This window comes from Antarcticimicrobium luteum, assembly GCF_004358185.1.
GTDB lineage: Bacteria > Pseudomonadota > Alphaproteobacteria > Rhodobacterales > Rhodobacteraceae > Antarcticimicrobium > Antarcticimicrobium luteum.
In genome coordinates this window covers 125,342-142,864 of the sequence record NZ_SMUV01000067.1, presented here as the reverse complement: position 1 = coordinate 142,864, position 17,523 = coordinate 125,342, and the positions used below count along the sequence as shown (strand labels likewise).

The window sequence follows — 17,523 nt, the reverse complement described above, 5'->3', positions numbered from 1 at the left end:
TCCGCATCCCGGGACAGGGCCGTCACGGGCGGTTTGATCGTTTGGGGTGGAGGCGGCGGTCGACCGCCGCCTCCGGGTTTTCATCCCGAGCGGCTCAGTTGCAGCCCGGCGCGATGTTGTTTTCCTTGGCATAGGCCATCGAGTCTTCCTCGATCAGCGGGTTCAGGATGTCCTGATCCGACTGGAAGTAGTCGGTGATCATCTTGAACTCGCCAGCGGCCGCATCCCACTGAGCCACGGCGCCGAAGCCGTTGCCGCCGTGGTTGTCGCAGGAGACCTTGAACTCCGGCCCGAAGCCCGGCAGACCCAGCGCGGTCATCTTCGCCTCGGTCATGTCCAGCGCTTCCATACCGTCGCGCATCATTTGCGAGGTGATCGCCTTGGTGCCATGGATTTCCTGTGCGGTCTTGGCGGCCTCGGCGGCCAGCATCGCCGCATAGAGACCCCGGTTGTACAGCACGGTCCCGGTCTGATCGCCGGCGCCGGCCGATTTGCCCGCGTCATAGACGTATTTCTTCAGGTCGTCATAGATCGGGTAGTTGCTGCTGAAGTTGTGGAAGGTCAGAGCCTTGTAGCCGTTGGCCTTGTCGCCGGCCGGCTTGACGTCGTTCTCCGAGCCCGACCACCAGATGCCGATGAAGTGATCCATCGGGAAGCGGATGTTCACGGCCTCCTGAATGGCGACCTGGTTCATCACGCCCCAGCCCCACATGATTACATAGTCCGGCTTTTCACGGCGGATCTGCAGCCACTGGCTTTTCTGCTCCTGACCGGGGTGATCCACCGGCAGCAGGGTCAGCTCGTAGCCATGTTTCTTGGACAGCTCCTCCAGGGTGCGGATCGGCTCCTTGCCGTAGGCGGAGTTATGGTAGACCAGCGCGATCTTCTTGCCCGAGAGGTCGCCCCCCTCCTGGTCGAGGATATGCTTCACCGCGACCGAGGCCCCGTCCCAGTAGTTGGCCGGGTAGTTGAAGATGTTGCGGAACACTTCGCCGTTCTTGGCCGAGGTGCGGCCATAGCCCATCGAGTGCACCGGGATGCCGTCGGCGGTGGCCTTGGGGATCAGCTGATAGGTGATGCCGGTCGACAGCGGCTGATAGACCAGCGCGCCTTCGCCCTTGGTCGATTCATAGCATTCCACACCCTTTTCGGTGTTGTAGCCGGTTTCGCATTCGATCATCTTGATCGGCTCGCCGCCGATGCCGCCGTCGCGCTCGTTCAGCAGGGTGAAGTAATCGGCATAGCCGTCGGCGAAGGGGATGCCGTTGGCGGCGTAGGGGCCGGTGCGGTAGCTGAGCGACGGGAACACGAGTTCCGCCGCTGCGGGCCCCGCGGCCATCAGGGCGCCCAGCGCCAGTGCGGTCAGTCTTTTCTTCATCGGGTCATTCCTCCCTTGGTGTCGTCCGATTTCGTCAATGGGGCGGGCTCCTCCCCGCCTCACCCAGGGCCCGTCCGTCAGTAGGGGAAGGGCCAGAGTCTCAGTTTCTCCTTGGCGACGCGCCAGAGTTGCGCCAGCCCGTGCGGCTCAAGGATCAGGAATATGATGATCAGCGCGCCGACAATGACGAGCTGGAAATGCGCAACGATATCGGTGGCCCAGCCCATCAGGTCGACGCCGACCACTTTCAGGACCACCGGCAGCACCACCAGGAAGGCGGCGCCGGCGAAGGAGCCGAAGATCGAGCCCAGCCCGCCGATGATGACCATGAAGAGCACCAGGAAGGATTTCTGGATGCCGAAGGCCTCGCCGACCTCGACCGCGCCGAGGTAGACCGAGAAGAACAGCGCGCCGGAGATGCCGACAAAGAAGGAACTGACGGCAAAGGCGGACAGTTTCGCGGTCAGCGGGTTCACCCCGATGATTTCGGCGGCGATGTCCATGTCGCGGATCGCCATCCAGGTGCGCCCCACGGTGCCGCGGGTCAGATTGCGCGCCAGGATGCCGGCGAAGGTCACGAAGATCAGGCAGAACAGGTAGATCGCCCAGGACGGCGCGTTGGGGCCGGTCACCAGGATGCCGAACACCTCGCGCTCGGGCGCGCTGATCTGACCGGAGGCGGAGTAGTTGTAGAACCACGGCACCCGGTTGAAGATCCAGACCAGAAAGAACTGCGCCGCCAGCGTCGCCACGGCGAGGTAGAACCCCTTGATCCGCAGGCTGGGCAGGCCGAAGAGCACCCCGACCAACGCGGTGATGCCGCCGGCGAGGATCACATGGATGAACATGCTGACCTCGGGAAAGGCGGTCATCAGCTTGTAGCAGGCATAGGCGCCCACGGCCATGAAGCCGCCGGTACCCAGGGACACCTGGCCGCAATAGCCGGTCAGGATGTTCAGCCCGATCGCGGCGATGGCGTAGATCAGGAACGGCACCAGAATGGCATTGGCCCAGTAATCGTTGATCAGGAACGGCACCACCCCGAAGGCCACCGCCAGAACAACATAATAGCGATAGCGGTCGAACCGGATCGGAAAGGTCTGGTTGTCCTGCTGGTACGATGTCTTGAAATCGCCCGCTTCACGGTAAAACACGTCAGACACTCCCCTGCGATTGCGCCCGCTCGCGCGTCGCCGCGTCGAGCTGTTTTCTTTTTTCGTAGCCGCTCATCTCGGAGGCGCGGCTGAGTTTGAGATACGCCAGCACCCCGGTGAGGAAACCGGCAAAGGCCAGAACCGCGGCGATCACCAATTGCCGGTTCGACAGATCGTTCGAGGTGAGGGCGATGTAGCCGAAGGCCCAGAACCCCGACCAGGCGATCACATTGACGATGGCAATCAGCTTTCGCATTGGTCAGACCCTTTCGATGATCTTTTCGCCGAACAGGCCCTGCGGACGGAACACCAGGAAGATCAGCGCCAGAACATAGGCGAACCAGTTTTCCGTGGCGCCGCCGAGCATCGGGCCGAACATGAAGTCGAACAGCTTTTCGCCGACCCCGATGATCAACCCGCCGACGATGGCGCCGGGGATCGAGGTGAAGCCGCCCAGCATCAGCACCGGCAGCGCCTTGAGCGCGATCAGCGAGAGCGAGAACTGCACCCCGGACTTGGTGCCCCACATGATGCCGGCGACCAGCGCGACAAAGCCCGCCACCGACCAGACCATGACCCAGATGAAGTTCAGCGAGATGCCCACCGACAGCGCCGCCTGGTGGTCGTCGGCCACGGCACGCATGGCGCGCCCCTCTTTGGTGTACTGGCTGAAGGCGACCAGCGCGATCACCAGCAGCGCCGCGATGATGGTGGCGACGACGTCGAGGTTGTCGATGAAGAAGCCATAGCCGAAGATGTCGTAGGTGACGCTGTCCAGCGCCTCGTTGATGCCCTGCGGCAGGCCGACGTCGAGCTTCTTGATTTCCGAGCCCCACATCAGGTCGGAAAGACCTTCGAGGAAATAGGCCAGCCCGATGGTGGCCATGAACAGGATGATCGGTTCCTGGCCCACCAGGTGGCGCATGACGAACTGCTGCACGCACCAGGCCAGCGCCACCATCACCGCCATGGTCATCAGGATCGCCAGCAGCCCGGGCAGATGCCAGCCGAAATGGTGCACTTCGGTGCCGAAGAGCGCGTTGATCAGATGCGAGAACGGCACCTGTCCGTCCATGATCCCCACCAGGGTCATCGCGGCAAAGAGCGCCATCACCCCCTGGGCATAGTTGAAGATGCCCGACGCCTTGTAGATCAGTACAAAGCCCAGCGCCACCAGCGCGTAGAGCACCCCGGCCATGAGGCCGTTGAGGGTGACCTCCATGGCGTAAACGACTTGATCAGGCATCTGCGCCCCCCTTGTTCTGTGTCGGCCCTGCGCGGCCGTGGAAACGGTCAGTCATGGGCGACCCCGAGATAGGCGTCGATCACGTCCTGGTTGTTGCGCACCTCGTCGGGCGGGCCGTCGCCGATCTTCTTGCCGTAGTCCATCACCACGACGCGGTCCGAGAGGTCCATCACCACGCCCATGTCGTGTTCGATCAGCGCGATGGTGGTGCCGAATTCGTCATTCACATCGAGGATGAAGCGGGACATGTCCTCTTTTTCCTCGACGTTCATGCCCGCCATCGGCTCGTCCAGCAGCAGCAGCCTGGGCTGCGCGGCCAGCGCGCGGGCCAGTTCGACCCGTTTCTTCAGCCCGTAGGGCAGGCGCGACACCGGCGTCTTGCGGATGTGCTGGATTTCGAGAAAGTCGATGACCTTTTCCGCCACTTCGCGGTTCTCGGTTTCCTCTTTCTCGGCCCGCCCCTTCCACAGCGCCTGGGAAAACACCCCGGTCTTCATGTGGGTCAGCCGCCCGGTCATCACGTTGTCGAGCACGCTCATCCCCTCGAACAGCGCGATGTTCTGGAAGGTCCGCGCGATGCCCTGACGGGCCACCTCGAAGGGGCGCATCTGCGGCCGTTTGGCGCCGTGGAACCAGACCTCGCCCTCGGAGGGCGTGTAAAAGCCCGAGATCACGTTCAGCATCGAGGACTTGCCGGCGCCGTTCGGGCCGATGATGGCGCGGATCTCGCCCTCGCGGATGTCGAAGGAGATGTCCTTGATCGCCACCACGCCGCCGAAGCGCAGGGTGATGTTCTTCATCTCCATCACCACGCCGCCGATCTTGCGGCCATCCGCGGTGGTGTACCCCTCGGCCTGATCAAGCATGCGGTCCATCCTTCTTTCTAGTCCAAATTCTCGCGCCGGAGGCGGTGTCGCGGGCGGCCTGTCGCGCCAGACCCGTCATTCCGCCGCCACCTTGTGCGGAGCGACCGGCTGAACCGCCGCGTCGCGGATCTCCAGCGTCGCGCTGATGTGGCCCTTGCGGCCGTCCTCGTAGGTGACCTCGGTGCGGGTCGAGACGGTGGCGGAGTCGTCATAGAGCGCCTCGATGATGTCGGCGTATTTCTCTTCGACGATGCGGCGGCGCACCTTGCGGGTGCGGGTCATCTCGCCATCGTCCGCGTCAAGCTCCTTGTGCAGCACGACAAAGCGGTGGACCTGGCAGCCCGACAGCATAGTGTCCTGCGCGACCGAGCGGTTGACCGCCTCCACATGCTCCTGGATCGCGCCCAGAACCTTGGGGTGGCCGGCCAGTTCCTGATAGGAGGCATAGGCGATGTTGTTGCGCTCGGCCCAGTTGCCGACGGCGGTCAGGTCGATGTTGATGAACGCGACGCAGCGGTCGCGGTCATTTCCGAACAGCACCGCCTCGAGGATGTCGGGATAGAACTTGAGCTTGTTCTCGACATACTTGGGCGCGAACATCGCGCCATCGGCCATCTTGCCGACGTCCTTGGCGCGGTCGATGATGCGCAGGTGGCCGCTGTCTTCCTCGATGAACCCCGCGTCGCCGGTGGCGACCCAGCCCTCGGCGTCCTTGGTCGAGGTGGTGGATTCGGGGTTCTTGTAGTATTCCACGAAAGTGCCCGGCGAGCGGTAGAAGATCTCGCCGTTTTCGGAGATGCGGATCTCCACATCCGGGGCGGGCACGCCGACAGTATCGGCGCGCACCTCGCCGTCGGGCTGCACGGTGATGAACACCGTCGCCTCGGTCTGGCCGTAGAGCTGTTTAAGGTTGATGCCGAGCGAGCGGTAGAAATCGAAGATTTCAGGCCCGATCGCCTCGCCGGCGGTATAACCGACCCGGATCCGGGAAAAGCCCAGCGTATCCTTGAGCGGGCCATAGACCAGCGCATTGCCGATGGCATATTTCAGACGGTCCCATGCGCCCACCGGCTTGCCGTCGAGGATACTCGGGCCGACTTTGCGGGCGTGCTCCATGAAGGTGCGGAACATCGCCTTTTTCAGCCGCCCGGCATCCTCCATGCGGATCATCACATTGGTCAGCTGGGTCTCGAACACGCGCGGCGGGGCAAAGAAATAGGTCGGCCCGATCTCGCGCAGGTCGGTCATCATGGTGTCGGCGCTTTCGGGGCAGTTCACGCAGAAGCCGCACCAATAGGCCTGTCCGACGGAAAAGATGAAATCGCCCACCCAGGCCATCGGCAGATAGGACAGGATATCCTCGCCCCGGGTCAGATGGTCGAACTCGGCCGAGTTCCGGGCGCTTTCGATCACATTGCGGTTGGAGAGGACAACGCCCTTTGGCTTGCCGGTGGTGCCCGAGGTGTAGAGCATCACGCAGGTGGTGTCGTAGTCGAGCTTGTCGCGCCGGGCCTTCAGCTCGTTGATGAATTCGTCGTAGGCGGCGCTACCCTGGGCCTGCACGTGGCTGTATTCGTGCAGGTGCGAATGGTCGTATTTGCGCAGGCCGCGCGGATCGAGATAGATCAGGTGTTCGAACTGGTGCAGCTGGTCCTGGACCTCGATCACCTTGTCGACCTGTTCCTGATCGCTGGCGATGACAAAGCGGGCGCCGCAATGGCTCAGCACATAGGCCATCTCTTCGGCCACCGCGTCCTGATAGAGCGGAACCGGCACCGCGCCCACCATCTGGGCGGCAACCATCGACCAGTAGAGATAGGGGCGGTTGCGCCCGATGATGGCGATGAAGTCGCCCTCGTTGACGCCAAGGTTGATCAACCCCAGCGCCAGCGCCTCGATTTCCTTTTCGGTCTCGGCCCAGGACCAGCCTTGCCAGATCCCGAATTCCTTTTCCCGGTAGGCCGGGGACGTTCCGAACTGAGTCGCATTGCGATGAAGCAGCGCCGGAAGGGACAAAAGCCCCTCGGCGCCCGACTGAGTCTGAGCCAATTTAGTTCTCCTCCCTGTCCGGCGCTTGGGCCGGCGCGACCGTCTCCAACGGTTCTGCCCCGATTAGGGCAAGACCCGATCATGACGTCAACTTTTTCGTGATGTTTTCCCAAACCTTACGAATTGTTACAAAGGGGTGGAAAAGCGGGAATGGGCGTAACCGGAGGCGGTTTCCCCGCGTCCATCCCAAGGCGCAACAATCGGCGGCGCCCTGGGCCTTGTTCCGGGCAAGGGGGCCAACCTGCCCCTTTGCGCCGCCCGGCCGGCGGTGATAGCCATATGCGGGGATGAGGAGACCGGCGTGACCGAGACCGATCAGCAAATCAGGGCGATGACCAGCGCGGGGCTGAACCTGATCGCGCAGGCGCTGTCGATCTACGATCAGGATCTGCGGCTGGTGGTCTCCAACAGCCGGTTTCAGGAAATGTTCAACCTGCCCGACCGGCTGGCGACTCCGGGGGCGCGGTTCGACGACACCATCCGCTATCTCGCCGAGACGGGCGAATACGGCCGGGTCGGCGATGTCGAGGCTTTGGTCGCCCAGAAGGTCGAGCAGGCCCGCGCCTTTGAGCCCCATTACATGGAGCGGACCCGCGCCAACGGGCGCACCATCTCTGTCGAGGGCTCGCCATTGCCGCAGGGCGGCTGGGTGACGGTCTATACCGACATCAGCCGCGCACGGCGGTCGGAGGCGTTGTTGCGCACCCGGTCGGAGGAGCTGTCGGATCAGCTGCTGGCCCATGCCGAGGAGCTGTCGGCCACCAACCGGGAGCTTGCCGCGACGATCACCGCGCTGGAGGAGGCCAAGCGGCAGCTGACCGCGATCGAGGCGCGCACCCGTCTGACCACCGAGATGATGCCGGCCCATATCGCCCATGTGGACCGCACCGGACATTATACCTATTCCAACCGGCGGCTCAGCTCGGTGCTGCCGGGGCGGCCCTCGGACATTCTGGGGATGCATATAGCAGAGGCGCTTGGGGCCAGCAGCTATGCGCGGATCGAGCCCTATCTGAACGATGCCTATGCGGGGCGGAACTCGGTGTTCGAATTCACCGAGGATCACGACTCGCGCCGTATCCGCGCCGCCTTTACCCCCGACGAGCAGGGCGGCGTCTACCTGCTGTCGATGGACGTGACGGAAGAGACACAGGCCCGCGTCGCGCTGCAACAGACCCGCCGCCGGGCGCTGGCGGCGCAGATGACCAGCGGGCTGGCGCATGATTTCTCGAACCTGCTGACGATCATTCTGGGGATGCAGGGCAAGCTGGCCAAGATGGAGCTGCCGGCCGAGGCGCGGGATCTGGTCGCCGCGACCCAGGCCACGGCGCGGCGCGGCGGGCGGCTGCTGGACCGGATTGCCGACATGACCGGCAAGCGGCGGCTGAGGCTGCAGGCCACCGATCTGCATGCGCTGCTGGAGGATCTGAAGATCCTCGCCACCCCCAGCCTGCCGCAGGGGGTAGGGCTGAGCGTGCTGGACCATACGCCCGAGGGGCCGGTGATGATGGACCCGGGCATGTTCCAGGACGCACTTCTGAACCTGGTGCTGAACGCGCGCGATGCCTGCGGGGCGAGCGGCCAGATCACAGTCAGCGCCCATTCGGTCGGGCGGATCTGGATCGAGGTCGTGGTCAGCGACACCGGCCCCGGCTTTTCCCCCGAGGCGCTGGAGCAGGCGCTGAACCCGTTCTTCACCACAAAGGGCGGCGAGGGTTCGGGCCTCGGTCTGCCGATGGTCTATGACATGGTCAAGCTGGGCGGCGGCGATCTGCGGCTGGCCAATACGCCCAGCGGCGCCAGTGTGACCATGCGCCTGCCCTATCGCGCCGCGCCGGCGGTGGCGGGGGGGCTGGCGCTGCTGGTCGAGGACAGCGACGATCTGCGCGAGGCGGTGCGCGACATGCTGGTCAAACTGGGCCATACGGTGATCGAGGCGGTCTCGGTCGACGAGGCCTGCGCGCTGCTGGCGGATCTGGAGGACATCAGGCTGGTGCTGTCCGACATCCGGCTGCAGGGGACGGCGACCGGGCTCGACCTGCTGGACCGGATCGAGGGCAGCGGACTGCCCTGCATCCTGATGACCTCGCTGCCGCCCTCGGACCCGCTGCACCGCGCCGCGCTGGCCCGGGTGCCGGTGCTGCGCAAACCCTTCACCCGCCGCCAGCTGGCGGCGCTGACCCGAACCGAGGCCGCCGCATGAGCGCGCCGCTGGTCAGCATCCTGGACGACGAACCGGAGATCCGTGCCATCCTGACCGAGGCGCTGGAGGAGGCCGGGTTCCGCACCCAGAGCTTTTCCCGCGCGCGGGAGTTCGAGGCGGCGTTGCAGCGGGTGACGCCGGACGTCTGTCTGGTCGATCTGTCGCTTCCCGACACCGACGGGCTGGCGCTGGTGCACCGGCTGGCGCTGGAGCGGGGCGCCAAGGTGATCATCATTTCAGGCCGCGCCCAGGTGCAGGACCGGGTCACCGGGCTGGAGCTGGGCGCCGACGATTACATCACCAAACCGTTCGACCCGGCCGAGGTGGTCGCCCGCATCCGCGCCCGGCTGCGCGCGGGACGCGCCGCGCCGCAATCGGGGCAGACCGCGCGGTTCAACGGCTGGACCGCCCATTTCGACCGCTATGTGCTGGAGGACGACAGCGGCGCCGAAACCCCGTTCAGCCATGCCGAGGGCGAGGTGCTGCGGCTGTTCCTGGACAGCCCCAAGCGGCTGATCAGCCGGGCGCAGATGCAGGACGCGCTGGGCGGCGCGGCCGGCGAAAGTTTCGACCGGGCGATGGATGTGCGCATCTCGCGCCTGCGCACCAAGCTGCGCGAGGATCCCAAGAACCCGAGGCTGATCAAGACGATCTATGGGGCGGGGTATATTTTCCTCGGGGATGTGGGCTGGGGGTGAGCGGGAATCATCCGGGGCCTGGCGTCGCGACGAAATCCCGCCAGCGCGCCCGGAAATGCGGCACCAGCAGGTCTCGGAACGCCTTGGGCTTGGCCCCGGGCCAGACATCCGGGTGCGCGACCACCCAGATATCGGCATAGGGCTGGGGCGGCATGGCCGGAACCTGAACCAGCCCGGGCGTGCTTCGGCCCAGGAACATCGGCATCCGCACCACCCCCAGCCCGGCCTGCGCCGCGCCGACCATGGCGACCATGTCGTCGAACACCATGCGCACGCGGGCGTTCGGGCGCGCGGCGAGGGCCGCCGCCGGCACCTCGGGGGTCTGATGGTAGACGATCCAGTCGATTGCGGCCTCCGGGTCATCGGCGATGCGCCTTGCCACGTCCGGGCTGGCAAAGGCGGCGGTGTTCTGGGCGCACAGGCGCAGACCGGTCAGCGTATCGCCCGGTGCGCGGCTGATGCGGATCGCCAGATCGGCCTCGCGCCGCCTGAGATCGAGCAGGTCGTTACTGGCCCTGACCCACGGCCGGACCTGTGGGTGGCGGCGGCTGAACAGATCCAGGACCGGCCCCAGGTAGGGCCCGATCAGCAATTGCGGCGCGGTGATCACCAGCGCCCCGGACAGGGTTTGATCCTGGCCTTGCAGCAGACGCAACATGGCGTCCTGTTCGACCTCCATCGCGGCGGCGTGATCCGCCACCATGCGCCCGGTCTCGGTCGCCCTGTAGCCGTCGGCCAGCCGCTCGAACAGCTTGATGCCGATCGCCGCCTCGGCGCGCTGAATCCGCCGCGCCACGGTTGTGTAATTCACCCCCAGCGCATTCCCGGCTCCGGCCAGCGACCCGGCCCGCACCAGCGCCAGAACCGTTTTGAGATCGTCCCAATCCACCTGCATGACATGCATAATTGCATGTACCATTCGCAAAAACACGCGTTTTCGCAAAGGGGCAACCAGGTTACCGCTTCCCCGCGTAAAACAAAGGAGGCCGAAAATGGTCTATGCAATCTTCAAGGCGAACATCACCAACCCCGAATCCCTGGCGAGCTATCGCGACCACGCGGCGGCGGCACTGACCAAGCATGGCGGAAAGGTCGAACAGGCCAGCACCAGCCCCGAGGTGCTGGACGGCAATCCCGACCTCCCGCAGATGATCGCGACGCTGTCGTTTCCCGATGCCGACGCCGCGCGGGCCTGGATCAACGACCCCGACCTGGCCCCGGTGCATGACCTGCGCCGCGACGCCGGGCAGACCGAGATCCTGCTGCTGGTCTAGCCCAGCCGCGCCACCGCCTCGGCCAGCACCTTCAGTCCGGTGACCAGATCGGCCTCGGCGGTGTCCTCCTCGAAGGCGTGGCTGATGCCGCCGATCGACGGGGTGAACAGCATCGCCACCGGCATCAGCCGCGAAACGTTGGTGGCATCGTGCAGCGCACCCGAGGGCATGGTGCGCCAGTTGCCCGGCGCCACCGCCTCGGCGCCGGCTTCGAGCGCGGCGCGCAAACCGCTGTCCATCGCCACCGGCTCCAGCCCCAGCATCGGGCCGAAGGTGAGATCCATGCCCATCTCTCCCGCCACCTCTTCGGCGGTGTCGCGGACGATCCGTTCCATCCGGCCCAGCCGGTCGCTGTCGCCGTCGCGCCACTGCATCGAGAAGGTGACCCGCCCCGGCACGATGGAGGAGGCGTTGGGATGCAGCACCACATGGCCGATGGTCCAGACCGTCGCCGGGGTCACGACGTTGCGCAGCCGGTCATTGATCCGGGCATTGTAGGCGGCCAGCGCCTGAAAGGCGTCGCGGCGCAGCTGCATCGGCGTGGTTCCGGCGTGGTTCTGCTGGCCGGTGAAGGTGATGCGCATGTCGCGGATGCCGACGATGCCCGAGACGACGCCCGCCTTCTCGCCCGACCCGTCCAGCACCGGTCCCTGTTCGATGTGCATCTCGATGAAGCCGCGAAACCGGGCCGGGTCGACGAAATCGCCGGTCCGTGCGCCCATCGCCCTGCGGGCTTCGGCAAAACTGACACCGTCGCGGTCGGTCAGCCCGTCTGCCGCCTCCAGCGGGGTGGTGCCGGCCCAGACCGCGCTGCCGGTGGTGACACCGAAACGGCCCTCTTCGTCCTGGAAGCTGACCACCGAAATCGCCGGGCCGCCGGCCTCGCGCGCGGAGCGGGCCACCTCGAGCGCGGCGATCACCCCCAGCGCGCCGTCGAGCCAGCCGCCCTCGGGCTGGCTGTCGCTGTGCGAGCCCAGCAGCAGCGACGGCCCCTCGGTCAGACCGAAAAGGTTGCCGACGGGGTCGAACTGCGGGCGCAGCCCGGCCTCGCGCATCCGCTCGGCAAGCCAGTCGCGCGCCGCGATGTCGGGTGCCGAATAGGCCGGGCGGACGACACCCTTGCCGACGCCCGCCGCGCCGAATGCACGCAGCCGGTGCAGATCCGCCAGAAACCGTTCCGCATCCACCTTCATCGTCAATCCTCCGTCAGGGTTCGCCCAGACATCGCACAGCGGCGCGGCGGTGCAAACCGCAACCGCCCCGCTGTCATGAAAATTTCGCCACGGTCCGCGGCACGCTCCCTTTCCCCCCGCGCGGCGCTGGCATATGACGGGCGGGAACATCACAGGCGGCGCCTCATGTCCCACATCACCCTTATCCGTCACGGCCAGGCCAATTCCGGCGCCCGCGACGAGATCTCCTATGACCGTCTCAGCCCGCTGGGCCATCAGCAGGCGCAATGGCTGGGCGAGCATCTGCGCGCCTCGGCCCCCGATCACCGGCAGATCCACGGGCGGATCTATTGCGGCACGCTGACCCGGCATGTGGAGACGGCGCAGGCGATGGGACTGGGCGCGGCCCTGCGCGATCCGCGCCTGAACGAGCTGGAATATTTCACCCTTGCCCGGCTGATGGAGCAACAGCGCGGACTGGTGATCCCGCAGGACCGCGAAGGCTTTGTCGCGCATCTGCCGAAAGTCTTCGACGCCTGGCAGCGCGGCGAGATCGACGCCCCGCCCGAAAGCTTCGAGGCCTTCGAGACCCGGGTGCGCGAGGCGCTGGCCGACATCGCCGCCGGTCCGGGGCCCGCGCTGGTGGTGACATCGGGCGGGCTGATCGCGATGGCGATGCGTCAGGTGCTGGGCCTGGGCATCCCGTCGATGGCGCGGATGGCGCTGGCGATCATGAACACCTCGCTGCATCGGCTGTTTCCCATCGGCGACTCCCTGAGCCCGACCCTGTTCAACGCGGTGCCGCATCTGGAAACGCCAGAGCGGCATTACGCGCAAACCCATCTGTGAAAGGAACCCTTCGATGACGCATCTCTGGGTCCGCGCCGAACAGCGCCCGAACGAAGACCGCGTCGGCCTCACCCCCGAGGGGGCCGCCGCGCTGATCGCCAGGGGGATCAAAGTGACGGTCGAGGAAAGCGCGGTCCGGGCGATCCCGATCGACGGCTACCGCGCCGCTGGCTGCACCATCGCGGCGGAGAATTCCTGGCCGCAAGCGCCGCTGGATGCGATCATCTTCGGGCTGAAGGAACTGCCCGAGGACGGCAGCCCGCTGCCGCATAAGCACATCATGTTCGGCCATGCCTTCAAGGGGCAGCATTCCGGCAAGGAACTGCTGCGCCGGTTCGGGGCGGGGGGCGGTACGCTCTACGATCTGGAATATCTGGTGGACGAGGCCGGCCGCCGGGTCGCCGCCTTCGGCTATTGGGCGGGCTATGCGGGGGCCGCCGTCACGCTGAAGGCCTGGGCGGCGCAGCAGCGCGGCGACATCTGCGGCCCCGTCGGCGTCTATCCGGGAAAGACGGCGCTGCTGGCCGATCTCGGTGCGGAACTGGACGCACTGAGCGCCGCGCGCCCGCGCGCCATCGTGATCGGCGCACTGGGCCGCGTCGGCAGCGGCGCGGCGGATCTGTGCGAGGCGATGGGGGTGACCGTGACCAAATGGGACATGGCCGAGACCGCGAGCGGCGGGCCGTTCCCTGAAATCCTCGACCACGACATCTTTCTCAACTGCATCTTCGCCCGGCCCGGCACCCCGGTCTTTGTGCCGAAATCGGCGCTGACCGAGCCGCGCCGGCTGACCGCCATCGGCGACGTGGCCTGCGATCCGGACAGCGATTACAATCCGGTCCCGGTTTACGACCGCGCCACCACATGGGAGGCGCCGGTCGTCCGGGTGGCGGAAAATCCGGTGCTGGACGTCATGGCGATCGACAACCTGCCCTCGATGCTGCCGGTGGAAAGCTCGCAGGATTACGCGGCGCAACTGCTGCCCTCGCTGCTGACGCTCGACGGGATCGAGTCAGGTGTCTGGGGCCGGGCCAGGGCCACCTTTGACAGTCACATGGGCTGAGCATGGAAATCTACGTTGGCTATGTCGCCGGCATGCTCGGCACCGTCTGCTGGATGCCGCAGGCCTGGAAGGCCTGGTCGAGCCGCGACACCTCTGGCCTGTCGCTGATCGCGAACCTTCTGTTCCTGCTGACCGTGACACTCTGGCTGCTCTATGGTCTGCTGGTCACCGATTGGCCGCTGATTTTTGCGAATGGCTCTGCGCTGGTGATCGTGCTGAGCATCGTGGCGGCGAAACTGAAGTACAAATAGGGGGAACGACCCATGAGAATTCACTGGTGCGGCACCGGCCTGTCGGCCATTCCCGGCCTGCGCAGGCTGATCGAAGCGGGCCAGAATGTCATCGTCTGGAACCGGACGGTGGACAAGGCCCGCGAGGCGGTGGGCGATCTGACCGACGACATTCGCGCCTTCGACCTTGGCGCCATCGGCGCGGCGCTGGAGGCGGGGGACGTGGTGGTCTCGATGCTGCCGGGCGACTGGCATGTGCCGCTGGCCGAACTGGCGATCGAGAAGGGCGCGAATTTCGTCAGCTCGTCCTATATCGCGCCTGAGATGCGGGCGCTGGACGACAAGGCCAAGGCGGCCGGCGTCGCGCTGGTCAACGAGGTCGGGCTGGACCCGGGCATCGATCACCTGATGGCGCATGCGCTGATGGCCGATTACCGCGCGTCCGGGGCCTTCGATCCGGCCAATAACCTCAGCTTCATCTCCTATTGCGGCGGGGTGCCGAAGATCCCCAACGATTTCCGCTACAAGTTCAGCTGGTCGCCGCTGGGCGTGCTCAAGGCGCTGCGCTCGCCGTCGCGGTCGTTGCGCGACTATTCGGAACTCAGGGTCGACCGCCCCTGGGACGCGATCAGCAGCTATACCGCGCCGCTGCCGGAGGCCGAGGAGTTCGAGGTTTATCCTAACCGCGACAGCCTGCCCTTCATGGCGGACTACGGGTTCGAGGCGGACTGGCCGGTGAAGGACTTTGTGCGCGGTACGCTGCGGCTGGGCGGCTGGGCAGAGGCCTGGGCCGATGTGTTCCGCGAGGTCGAGACGCTGACCGGCCCCGAGGGCGACGCGCGGCTGAAGGAGATGTCCGACCAGTTCTGGGACGAGAACGCCTATGACGAGGGCGAGCCGGACCGGGTGGTTCTTTGCGTCGGGCTCACGGCCGAGAAAGACGGCAAAGAGGTCTGGCACAAGACCTATGTGATGGACGCATGGGGGGATGCGCAGGGCACCGCCATGGCGCGGCTGGTCTCGGTCACCGTGGCGCTGGCGGTCGAGGCGGTGATCGCCGGCCGGATCGAGCCCGGCGTACACGCCGCCCCCAGCGCGCCGGAGCTGGTCGGCGACTGGATGGGCGAGATCGGCAAGCTGGCCCAGCATCTTGAGGTGGTCGATCACCTGGCGTGATCGGACCCTGACCGACAAAGGCAAAAAGGGGCCCTGCAAGGGCCCCTTTTTCATGTCGCACCGCAGCCGGCGCAAGACGCGCCCTGCCCCTTCTCCCCTGCCGAAATGGGCTCCGCCCGTTCACGGCAGGAAAAGATCCACCGGATCTTGTTACGCCAGCCTCTCGGCCCGCCTTACATCAGGTCGTTTTCCACGTCCTCGGCGGAGATGCCCAGCGCGTCCAACCCGTTTTCCAGATTGTCCGCCAGGTGCGGGGTGCCGATCAGATAGTCGGCGCAGGGGGTGGTGGCCTCGGTCCTGGCGGTGGCGAGGGCCTCGTCCCAATCCTCGGCGAAGAAGCTTTCGCGGCCGATCCACATGATCGCCACCAGTTCGGCCTGTTCGTCCTCGCTCATGCGGTCGACGAAGGCGCGCAATTCGCCCTCGGCCCGGTCCAGTTCCCGGGCCATCATCGCCACCTGCGCCACCTTGCGGGGGGAAATCTCCATTTTCGTCGTCCTTCTGTTCGCGTTGATCGGATCATCTGATAGCGGCGCGCGGGGTGCGGTCTTTGATCCTGCGCAAACCGGGCGGGCTGGAACGTGGTCCATAGAATCCGAACCGGCCTGACGGTCCCACCGTTTACCCCACAGAGCAAGCCGTGCAAGCGCCGGACCGTGGTCTGGCGCAGCAACCGCCGATCGGCGCGCTTTATGGTGGCCAAGTCCGGACGACATCTGAACGATGCGCCTACATCGACCAAGCGCCTGACCGCGGGGACGGTCCGGCGCTTGCGCGGCGGCCTGCGGCCTTGATCCCGCGCAGGGGGAATAGGCTCGGAGGGGGCTGCCTTCTGCCTCGTTTTCGGAGGCCCGCTCTAGCTCCGCCGAACTCCGCCCAGATGCAGAACGCCGTCGCGGCCGCGCAGTTCGGTTTCGGCGGAGATGTCCCAGGGCGCACCGTCGCTGCCCTGTCCGGCGAGCGCCAGGATATCGCGGGAGGCGAGGATATCCGCCTCCAGCCGCTTGGTTTCCTCTTCCAGCCGGGCGGCGATGTTCACGGTGTCGCCGAAGACCGAATATTCCAGCCGGTCGCTGGTGCCCACCACGCCGCTGAACACCGCGCCCCAGTGCAACCCGATGCCGGCCCGCAGCGGCGGCGCACCGGCGGCGACGCGGACCCCGGACCAGTCGGCGACGCTGGTGCGCAGGCGGAAGGCGCAGTCGACACAGGCGCGGGCGGCGGCGGCGCGATCGCCGCCCTCTTCGAACACGATCATCGCCGCGTCGCCCATGAACTTGTCGACGATACCGCCGGTCTGCTGCGCCGCAGCCGTGATGCGGCGGCGGTATTCGGTGGCGAAATCCGCCAGCTCCTGCGCCGTCATTCCCTGCGACAGCCGGGTAAAGCCGCGCAGGTCGATGAACAGCACGCCGGCCTGCTTCCAGCCTCCGCGGCGCAGCTCGTCCAGACCGCCGGCGGCCAGGCGCGGAGCCAGTTGCCCCGGCAGGTAGCGGGTGAGGTTGGCGGCGTTCTGCGCCTCGGTGATCGAGCGCAGCAACAGCCGCCTGGTGCGCACCGCCGCCACCACCAGAACCGCGCCGGCCAGCCCCAGCATCGCCACCCGCATCGCGTTGGGCGGAAAGGAGAGAAAGATCGCCGCCGCCCCGGAGCGCGGCGCGAATCCCTCGCCCGGCGGCAGGCCGATCAGCAGGGCGAGGCCGCCCACCGTCAGCGCCGCGATGAACGCCTGGATGCCCGGATTGAACCGCAGCACGCCAAAGGCCAGCACCACCGGCGCCAGCCAGACGGCGGGAAAGACAAAGGCATGGCCCCCCGGCAGGCCGATGTTCACCATGCTCATCCACACACCGTAGAGAAAGAACAGGCAGTCGGCGGCCGCGGCGGGCCAGATCATCCAGATCCGCAGCCAGCCGCGCCGGTACCCCCACCAGGCCAGCGCACCGAGGGTGAAATAACCGGCCATCATGGTCCCGGCATAGAACCACTGCCGCGCCATCACCTCCGAGCCTTCGTGAGCGACAGCCTCCCGGGTGGCCAGCACGGAGGACAGCAGAAGCGCCAGAACCGCGATCATCCGCAGCAGCCCGACCAGCCCCTCGGCCCTCAGTTCGGCCTGACGGAACAGCGCCGCGGTGACGGCGGGCAACCGCACCCCCGGCTCG

17 protein-coding genes are annotated in these 17,523 nt (G+C 66.3%); 7 read left to right on the top strand and 10 right to left on the bottom strand.

Annotated features, from left to right (window positions below):
- Positions 1 to 94: 94 nt before the first annotated feature.
- The 6 genes from E1832_RS12965 to E1832_RS12940 form a co-directional block, all read right to left on the bottom strand.
- Positions 95 to 1,378, bottom strand: a complete 1,284-nt coding sequence (locus E1832_RS12965) for an ABC transporter substrate-binding protein (protein WP_133360186.1) — start codon at positions 1,376 to 1,378, stop codon at positions 95 to 97.
- A gap of 77 nt (positions 1,379 to 1,455) precedes the next feature.
- Positions 1,456 to 2,532 carry a branched-chain amino acid ABC transporter permease gene (locus E1832_RS12960; protein ID WP_133360185.1) on the bottom strand — a complete coding sequence of 359 codons (1,077 nt, stop codon included), beginning with the start codon at positions 2,530 to 2,532 and terminating at the stop codon, positions 1,456 to 1,458.
- 1 nt (position 2,533) lies between these two features.
- The gene (locus E1832_RS12955) at positions 2,534 to 2,788 is read right to left on the bottom strand and encodes a hypothetical protein (protein ID WP_133360184.1); all 255 of its coding nucleotides are present in this window, start codon (positions 2,786 to 2,788) and stop codon (positions 2,534 to 2,536) included.
- A 3-nt stretch (positions 2,789 to 2,791) separates the two neighbouring features.
- Entirely contained in the window at positions 2,792 to 3,778 is a 987-nt protein-coding gene (locus E1832_RS12950) for a branched-chain amino acid ABC transporter permease (RefSeq protein WP_133360183.1), read from the bottom strand.
- Positions 3,779 to 3,825: 47 nt separating this feature from the next.
- The gene (locus E1832_RS12945) at positions 3,826 to 4,644 is read right to left on the bottom strand and encodes an ABC transporter ATP-binding protein (protein WP_133360211.1); all 819 of its coding nucleotides are present in this window, start codon (positions 4,642 to 4,644) and stop codon (positions 3,826 to 3,828) included.
- A gap of 75 nt (positions 4,645 to 4,719) precedes the next feature.
- A complete protein-coding gene (locus E1832_RS12940) occupies positions 4,720 to 6,693 on the bottom strand; it encodes an AMP-binding protein (RefSeq protein ID WP_133360182.1) in 1,974 nt (657 codons plus the stop codon).
- Between the two features lie 331 nt (positions 6,694 to 7,024).
- Between E1832_RS12940 and E1832_RS12935 the strand changes: the two genes are divergently transcribed.
- Positions 7,025 to 8,896: a hybrid sensor histidine kinase/response regulator gene (locus E1832_RS12935; protein WP_133360210.1), complete on the top strand. Its 1,872-nt coding sequence runs from the start codon at positions 7,025 to 7,027 to the stop codon at positions 8,894 to 8,896.
- Positions 8,893 to 9,594 carry a response regulator transcription factor gene (locus E1832_RS12930; RefSeq protein ID WP_133360181.1) on the top strand — a complete coding sequence of 234 codons (702 nt, stop codon included), beginning with the start codon at positions 8,893 to 8,895 and terminating at the stop codon, positions 9,592 to 9,594. Before E1832_RS12935 ends, E1832_RS12930 begins: the two co-directional genes overlap by 4 nt.
- Before the next feature lie 7 nt (positions 9,595 to 9,601).
- Here the strand turns inward: E1832_RS12930 and E1832_RS12925 are convergent, their stop codons facing one another.
- Positions 9,602 to 10,513, bottom strand: a complete 912-nt coding sequence (locus E1832_RS12925) for a LysR family transcriptional regulator (RefSeq protein ID WP_245513974.1) — start codon at positions 10,511 to 10,513, stop codon at positions 9,602 to 9,604.
- Between the two features lie 73 nt (positions 10,514 to 10,586).
- On the opposite strand from E1832_RS12925, the gene E1832_RS12920 reads away from it, so the two are divergent.
- On the top strand, positions 10,587 to 10,868 hold the full coding sequence (locus E1832_RS12920) for a DUF1330 domain-containing protein (RefSeq protein ID WP_133360180.1): 282 nt from the start codon (positions 10,587 to 10,589) through the stop codon (positions 10,866 to 10,868).
- Here E1832_RS12920 and E1832_RS12915 read toward each other — a convergent pair.
- Positions 10,865 to 12,061, bottom strand: a complete 1,197-nt coding sequence (locus E1832_RS12915; protein ID WP_133360179.1) for a Zn-dependent hydrolase — start codon at positions 12,059 to 12,061, stop codon at positions 10,865 to 10,867. The two genes, E1832_RS12920 and E1832_RS12915, sit on opposite strands and share 4 nt — an antisense overlap.
- Before the next feature lie 165 nt (positions 12,062 to 12,226).
- Between E1832_RS12915 and E1832_RS12910 the strand changes: the two genes are divergently transcribed.
- Genes E1832_RS12910 through E1832_RS12895 form a run of 4 tightly spaced genes read left to right on the top strand, consistent with a single transcriptional unit; the run spans position 12,227 to position 15,358 of the window.
- Positions 12,227 to 12,889 (top strand): histidine phosphatase family protein, encoded by a 663-nt coding sequence (locus E1832_RS12910; protein WP_133360178.1) that lies wholly within the window; start codon positions 12,227 to 12,229, stop codon positions 12,887 to 12,889.
- Between the two features lie 13 nt (positions 12,890 to 12,902).
- Entirely contained in the window at positions 12,903 to 13,952 is a 1,050-nt protein-coding gene (locus E1832_RS12905; protein ID WP_133360177.1) for a saccharopine dehydrogenase, read from the top strand.
- 2 nt (positions 13,953 to 13,954) lie between these two features.
- Positions 13,955 to 14,203: a SemiSWEET family sugar transporter gene (locus E1832_RS12900; RefSeq protein ID WP_133360176.1), complete on the top strand. Its 249-nt coding sequence runs from the start codon at positions 13,955 to 13,957 to the stop codon at positions 14,201 to 14,203.
- Between the two features lie 12 nt (positions 14,204 to 14,215).
- A complete protein-coding gene (locus E1832_RS12895; RefSeq protein ID WP_133360175.1) occupies positions 14,216 to 15,358 on the top strand; it encodes a saccharopine dehydrogenase family protein in 1,143 nt (380 codons plus the stop codon).
- Between the two features lie 173 nt (positions 15,359 to 15,531).
- On the opposite strand, the gene E1832_RS12890 is transcribed toward E1832_RS12895, so the two are convergent.
- Positions 15,532 to 15,846: a DUF3775 domain-containing protein gene (locus tag E1832_RS12890; protein ID WP_133360174.1), complete on the bottom strand. Its 315-nt coding sequence runs from the start codon at positions 15,844 to 15,846 to the stop codon at positions 15,532 to 15,534.
- Positions 15,847 to 16,214: 368 nt separating this feature from the next.
- A complete protein-coding gene (locus tag E1832_RS12885) occupies positions 16,215 to 17,513 on the bottom strand; it encodes an adenylate/guanylate cyclase domain-containing protein (protein ID WP_133360173.1) in 1,299 nt (432 codons plus the stop codon).
- Positions 17,514 to 17,523 lie beyond the last annotated feature (10 nt).

Coding starts and splice junctions, on each gene's coding strand:
- E1832_RS12945 (WP_133360211.1), bottom strand. CDS start 4,644: ATGCTTGATCAGGCCGAGGGGTACACCACCGCGGATGGCCGCAAGATC.
- E1832_RS12950 (WP_133360183.1), bottom strand. CDS start 3,778: ATGCCTGATCAAGTCGTTTACGCCATGGAGGTCACCCTCAACGGCCTC.
- E1832_RS12905 (WP_133360177.1), top strand. CDS start 12,903: ATGACGCATCTCTGGGTCCGCGCCGAACAGCGCCCGAACGAAGACCGC.
- E1832_RS12895 (WP_133360175.1), top strand. CDS start 14,216: ATGAGAATTCACTGGTGCGGCACCGGCCTGTCGGCCATTCCCGGCCTG.
- E1832_RS12910 (WP_133360178.1), top strand. CDS start 12,227: ATGTCCCACATCACCCTTATCCGTCACGGCCAGGCCAATTCCGGCGCC.
- E1832_RS12915 (WP_133360179.1), bottom strand. CDS start 12,061: ATGAAGGTGGATGCGGAACGGTTTCTGGCGGATCTGCACCGGCTGCGT.
- E1832_RS12925 (WP_245513974.1), bottom strand. CDS start 10,513: ATGGTACATGCAATTATGCATGTCATGCAGGTGGATTGGGACGATCTC.
- E1832_RS12965 (WP_133360186.1), bottom strand. CDS start 1,378: ATGAAGAAAAGACTGACCGCACTGGCGCTGGGCGCCCTGATGGCCGCG.
- E1832_RS12930 (WP_133360181.1), top strand. CDS start 8,893: ATGAGCGCGCCGCTGGTCAGCATCCTGGACGACGAACCGGAGATCCGT.
- E1832_RS12935 (WP_133360210.1), top strand. CDS start 7,025: ATGACCAGCGCGGGGCTGAACCTGATCGCGCAGGCGCTGTCGATCTAC.
- E1832_RS12920 (WP_133360180.1), top strand. CDS start 10,587: ATGGTCTATGCAATCTTCAAGGCGAACATCACCAACCCCGAATCCCTG.
- E1832_RS12900 (WP_133360176.1), top strand. CDS start 13,955: ATGGAAATCTACGTTGGCTATGTCGCCGGCATGCTCGGCACCGTCTGC.
- E1832_RS12890 (WP_133360174.1), bottom strand. CDS start 15,846: ATGGAGATTTCCCCCCGCAAGGTGGCGCAGGTGGCGATGATGGCCCGG.
- E1832_RS12955 (WP_133360184.1), bottom strand. CDS start 2,788: ATGCGAAAGCTGATTGCCATCGTCAATGTGATCGCCTGGTCGGGGTTC.